Genomic DNA, 6,395 nt, shown 5'->3' with positions numbered 1-6,395 from the left:
GACAGTCTCTGACCTCGCCTCGATTGGCGCTGCTGAGCAGGAGCAATCTCGCTCCTCTGCTCAACTGAGCTGACCTGCTCACTAGCAGGATCAACGAGTAGCTCGCTCTGATTCTGTTGACTATCGACAGGCTGATGCTCAAACCTCTTCAAACTCAAGGCCCAAACTCCTCAGCAAACCTTTACCGCAAAGACAGCAGCCACGTTTAAGACAAGCCGACCTTATAGATGGTCACACCCTTGGCAGAATAAACAACATGCAGGAAAGACGAAAAGCGACTCAAGTTGATCGTCTGATACTTGGCCAACTCCAATGGCCCAACGTAGACATAGGTCACATGATAAAGAGCCAGGAGAGAGCGGACCGCCTCGGCCTGAGAACTAGTATAGATGGTCGCCACATCGCTAGCCCGCCGATTAAAATCAGCAGCATAAGTCAGATTATTCAACCAATTGACACGCCACTGATACTCGTGGCCAACCCAGCCCATAATTGTTGGCAAGCCTGTGAAAGCCGAAACGCGGGCGTAATCACTATAGTCTGGGCCGACAGCCTCCACAATCACAGGGTCGCCGCTCACATGCGTATTGAGCCAGCGGATCGCAGCATAATCGCCAGGATCAGTCTGAGAAAGATAGGTCAGGCCATCCAGACTATTGCTGCGCTGCGCAAAATGGTCCGTACGGGCATAGCTGCCGGCCACTGGATACACAGCGCCAGCTAGCAACAAGAGGCAGAGAGCTGCGGTCCAGACTACCTGTAGGCCCTCCTGCAAGAAGCGCTGCAGCGAAGTCACCATCTCTCCGGGCCGCAGCGCCTCCAAGATAAAGAAGAGCGCCGCGCCACAAGCGATCGATAGCTGAGCCCAAGACTGGAAATAAAATTTAAAGACTGTGTTCATACGCGGGTAGCTGTCAGCGAAGACATCGCGCAGATAGAAGACCTCGCAGCCGGCCACCAGAGCAAAAGCCAACGAGCCAAGCAGGAGAGTGAAAGCCAGTGCCCGATCACGTAGATGAGAGAGCACCAGCACACCCCCGACCGCCGCCAAAGCGCCCGCCGCCACAAACGTTCCACTATTGCGCATCAGCAGGAGAGCCACCAGGCCCAGCAGAGCAATTACCCAGAAGCTCAGCCACTGGCCACTGAAGCGTACCAGCCATCCAAGCCAGCTCGGAGAGGCTGACGGCTGCCCCTCATCTGCGACAGCGCTCTCTTTTCCCTCCTCCTCAGCAAAAGCAGGCAATCTGACCACACAAGCCACCAACAGAGAGACAAAGAGGAAAGCAAACAGGCCATAGATCAGAATCTCCTGACCAGGAGACGAGCGATCGGCAGGGCCAACGACTCCGAGACCCTGGGAAGGCGAAACAAAGCTCAAATAGAAAGGCAAATAGAAAGCCAAGGAGAGAATGATCAGCGGGACCGCCGCGGCGGCAATATCCACCAGCAGTGCTCCCTCGAAACGGCGTTTATGGAGCAGCCACTGCTGCAGAGCTATACAGACCAGGGCCAAGCCAAGATAGGTTGGATAATCCCAACCGTTCATTGTAAAGAGCGCGCCGATTACCAGGGCCATTGTTCCCAGCGTCAATGGCAGGCGCCAGCCACGGCCAAAGATGAAGATCCCCCGGCCATCGCGCTCCAGCAAGAGATTGAAAGCTAAAGCAATAGCCAGAATAGTGAACGCCAGAGCCAGGACATGAGCATGAAAGCACGAAAGCAAGAAGCTGAAGGCTGGGAACTCATTGATCGTCTTATCCACCACTCGCGAAGGAGCAAACCAATCAAATTGAGTGAGATCGCCGTGATCACGCCACCACTGCTGCGTCGCAGCCAGGTTACCCAGAATTAGGCCGAGCGCCATCGTCAACAGGCCATAAGGAATAGCCGTCGTTAAGCGCGGGAAAGCGCGGGCAGGAGCCTCGACACGTCCATCGTCTGGCGGGAAGCCGCCAGCGCGGACATGCCTGGCCCAGGCCACAATATTGCAGGTCACACCGAAGAGATTGACCGCTGTCAAGCCGAAAAAGATACAAATCCCCGTGTTAAAAGCGATAGAGGGAGACTGTCCTAACAGCTTCGCCAGCACCACGATCGTAAAGTGGGCATAGTAATAATAGTTGATCGAGTAGCCGGCATACCACATATCATTTGGCGGTAAATGAGGGCTGCGCATAATGGCGGCAATAAAGCCCTCATCCATAAACATCTCAAAACCGCGGATATCAGGACCATAAGAGCGAATCCAGCCGAGCAGAAACACCATTCCCAAAAAGACTAGCTCGCAACTGGCAAGGTAGCCTGCATTCGCCCGTAACAGCTTGAAGAGAGTCGCGCGCGTAGATAGCAGGCCAGCGAGAGCAGGGATCAGGAGAACTACGAGGACCCCACCGATAAAGGCGCGGCTAAATGGCCAGGAGTGAACACACATCAAAGGTAGCCACACACAGAAGGCGAAGAGGGCCAGCGCCAGCGCCTTGCTAAAGGCCCAACCACGGTCGGGGAGATTGCGCAACACACTCACAGTCAGTGGCAGGCAGAGCAGGCCCAGTAGCTCTACCAACGCCCACATTAAGAGCAAATCAAGCATAGGAACACTCAACCAGTACCAACACAGTTTTCTCAGCTCCTGAAAAGAAGCCACCTCGCAGCAGCCACCCACGCGCCTGATCCATCACCAGAGGGTCAAGGTCCCTTAATCACGGATCATGATCAGGATACGCCTTTCAATGGCAAGCGGATGAACAGCATGGTAGGCCAGAGAGGCGCCTCTGCTAGCTAGCGGCTAGCCGGGAGCCGGTATTTCCTGCCCTCTCACTGCATCTCATCTGACCCTCTGCTGTCTCCCAGCGCCTACCTCCCAGCGCCTACCTCCAATTACCAACGAATCTACCCCCTATTCTGTCCCGTGAGCGGCGCTCCTTCTTAAGGAGCTGAGAATGAGCAGCTCGACGCATTGACAGGCTGAGGCCAGGGCACTCCAGCAACGAGCTTTTCAAAGAGCTGCGGCGGCGTGTAAGGATAGGGCGTATCCCGCACAAAGATACGGGCCACCGGGTGATCGAAGACCGAATAGCTCTCGTCAGCTCCACTGTCATCAAGCGTAATCCCAAAAAGATGCGGACGCACCACGAACTGAGCAGCCAGGTGAAAACCCAACTGTCCACTAAACAGGAGCTGATAATAGCGAATCGTTAGCGGATAGCGCGCGGGCAAACGAGGGATCGATTTATCGAGACGATCAGTAGGCATAGTAATCGCATCGACAGTCGGTAAAAGCTTGGCGAGCGTACAAGCCTTCTGTGGCGTATCATCGCCATAAAGATCCAGACCAGTTTGAGGCTGGCCAGCAGCATTCAGGTAAGTTGCCTGACGATAGATGCCCGGATCATGACCATCAACAGGAACAGGCAAAGGATCATCCCACTGCTCATAAGTTAACACGCTACCAGGGGGTAAATGACTATAGATCCAGCGCGAAGCCATTATTCGAGTATTTGGTTCACTATAGACATTCAGCAGAGCCAATCCCTGAAAGATCGTGCCAGCCAAAACGATACCCAGGAGTCCATAGCCAATGAGAAGAGCCAGGCGCTCGCGGCCAACTCTGACTTGCTCTTGAGCCTCCCTGAAAGTGCCAGTCAACCATTGCCGCAACCAATCTTGAGCCTGCAGCCCCACCAGCGCGGCCAACAGTGCCAGGAAGGGATAGAGCGGCAACATATAACGCATAAACTTGACATAGAAACCGCCCGTAATGACTCCGTAGACCACGATCCAGGAAAGTGGGACAAGCCAAGCCGACAGCCGGCGCCGTAAGAGCAGAGAGCCACAAAGCCAAAGGAAGCCAAGGAGAGAAGCCAGGCCTAATGTCACGCCCTGGCCCCAGAGGACCATATTCTGCAGCTCGTAGAGATAGGGGATCGTGCCAGCGAACTGGCGTACATAGGGCAGATCAATCAAGCCGCGGGCAAGATCTCCCTGAAAAGAAACCTGCTCGATAAAATCACGTGCATCAAGGAAGGCATAGGGCATGGCAACAAAGAAGACCAACCCACTCGTGATCAGCGAGAGCGGAAGCAACTCCCATCCAGCGAGAGAACCTTGACGCCACCAGCGCAATCCACAGGCCAATCCTAGAGGAACGATCAAGGGAGCCGCACTAAACTTTGTTGCCAGCGCTAGCCCATAGCCGAGACCCGCCAAGAGCGCCCAGCGCAAAGGGCGTTCACTTTTGACCAGAGCCACACACGCCAGCACAGTGAAGGTAATAAAGAAGACCAGAATCGTATCGACCGCGTAAAAATGCGAAAGCTGTAATTGCAAAGGAGTAAATAGGACGAAAGCCGCAGCCAGCAGGGCCACGATCCAAGCACGAGGACGGCCAGGTTGCTCATCCTCGACGAGCAAGAGCGCTAGCAGAGCTGTGAGCGCAATCGTTCCACTGTCGAAGAGGGCGGAGATCACGCGGCCCACCAGCGTGAGATGCGCAAAGCTTCCCAGAGAGGGAAAGAAGTGTTTGAGAACAGCACCTACAGCGGCTAACAAATAGATCGGAAATGAGCCGTAAGCAAAGAACTGAGGATTCAGTGGAGAATGAGCAGCGTCCAGAAATTGGGACCAGCTCGTAGGCCAGGCAATCGCCACGACGTGAAAGAGAATCTCTCGCTCATCGGGATGGAAATTGTTACCGGCATCCCAATTCAAACCATAGAGGCGGAGGGCCAGACCCAGGATCGTCAAGGCGATCAGCACGAGTGGACGCCAGCGAATAACAAGCTTCACGGCGCGCCTCTGTCGTCTTTCTCTAACAGAAATGATCTATCTATCGCCACCACTGGCTATAGTAGCCAGCAATCCTCTTTTTCGCGCGGTTGTGGCCTTTAGTATAGGAGGATTGCCTGCGGTGGTCAAGAGACCAAGTCGTCTGGAATGTAGCGGGATCCAGAAGGCCACTCGCTCTGACCGCCAATCACGGGGCCGCCCAGGAAGCCGAGGAACCTGAAGGGGAAAAGTAGTCAACATGGTCGGACTCCTTCCGCAAAATAGCAGCCTGGCTGCTCTCCTCTCACTAAAGCATACCATAGCCACAGCAGTCAGGCAACAGGCACAGCTTAAGCTCACGCCCAAGCTCAAGATATGTTACACTGCCCTATATACGGTCACCAGGCCGGTAAGTGGAAGTGAGACAAACAGGAGCAGCCCATCATCACGAGCAACGAAGCAGAAAGGAGGCCATGAGTGCCCATGCTGGACGCACAGAGTCTCATGCCTGGCACCGAGGGCATAAATTTCTATCAAGCTGATCCCACACTAGAACAGTTGCTGAAGCGTCATCTCTCCCCTGATGACTACGAGCGCGCTCACCCACTGCTTCTGCGCATGGGAGCTGTCGCCTCCGAACGCATGGATGAGCTGGCCGCCATTGCCGATCGCCACGGACCCGTATTGCGCCAGTATGACCGGCGCGGTCAACGTATCGACGAGATCATCTTTCATCCGGCCTATCATGAACTTGAGCGCATCGTCTATCAGGATTTCGCCATTGCCGCTTGCACTCACCGCGAGGATGCCCTAGGCTGGTCAGGACGCGTACCACAGCCAGTCAAATTTGCCCTGGCCTACCTAGGCATGCAAGCCGAAGCGGGGGTCTTCTGCCCCGTCTCCATGACAGATGCTCTGGCCCGTGTCCTGGAACGCTACGGTGATCCAGCTCTCAAGCAGCGCTTCCTGCCGCATTTAACGGCTCTCACTCTGGATGAGCTTCAGCAAGGAGCCATGTTCCTTACCGAGAGACAGGGCGGCTCAGACGTCGGCCAAACGGCAACCGTTGCTCGCCGCCAGACTGATGCGCACAAGGTAGCAGAGACAGAGCCTTGGCCCCAGTGGCAGCTTTGGGGAGAGAAATGGTTCTGCTCCAATGTCTCTGCCGATTTGATTCTTACACTGGCCCGCCCCAGTGGAGCCCCAGCGGGAACCCGGGGCCTGGGTCTCTTTCTGGTACCCCGGCGCCTCCCGGACGGGAGACGTAACGCCTACATGATCAACCGCCTAAAGGAGAAGCTGGGTACTCGTTCCCTGGCCACAGGCGAGGTCACCCTGGAGGGCGCTTTCGCCTATCAGGTCGGCGTCTTAGAGCGTGGCTTTATCCAGATGACCGAGATGATCAACCTGACGCGCCTCTGGGCGGCCATCGGCTCCTTAGCTGCCATGCGGCGCAGTCTACTGGAAGCAACGGTACATACGCAAGGACGCATCGTCTTTGGGCGCCGTCTCTGTGACCATCCGTTAATGCGGCGTCAATTGGTCGATCTGCTCCTGGAAGTCGAGGGTTGTGCAGCGCTAGCCTTCGAAACGACCGCGGTCCTGGAGCGAGTTGACCGCTACGGGCA

At 55.6% G+C, this 6,395-nt stretch carries 3 protein-coding genes; 1 reads left to right on the top strand and 2 read right to left on the bottom strand.

Going from position 1 to position 6,395, the window contains the following annotated elements; all coding sequences use genetic code 11:
• Positions 1-205: 205 nt before the first annotated feature.
• Positions 206-2,593 (bottom strand): DUF2298 domain-containing protein, encoded by a 2,388-nt coding sequence (locus IRZ24_RS15355; protein WP_297165797.1) that lies wholly within the window; start codon positions 2,591-2,593, stop codon positions 206-208.
• Between the two features lie 335 nt (positions 2,594-2,928).
• Positions 2,929-4,788, bottom strand: coding sequence for a phospholipid carrier-dependent glycosyltransferase (locus IRZ24_RS15350; RefSeq protein ID WP_297165794.1), 1,860 nt, complete (start codon positions 4,786-4,788; stop codon positions 2,929-2,931).
• Positions 4,789-5,250: 462 nt separating this feature from the next.
• On the opposite strand from IRZ24_RS15350, the gene IRZ24_RS15345 reads away from it, so the two are divergent.
• Positions 5,251-6,395 (top strand): acyl-CoA dehydrogenase family protein (locus tag IRZ24_RS15345; protein ID WP_297165791.1); only part of this gene is annotated, 1,145 nt, incomplete at its 3' end.

The sequence above is a fragment of the Thermogemmatispora sp. genome (assembly GCF_019683755.1).
Lineage (GTDB): Bacteria > Chloroflexota > Ktedonobacteria > Ktedonobacterales > Ktedonobacteraceae > Thermogemmatispora.
This window is presented reverse-complemented; position numbering and strand designations above follow the sequence as displayed.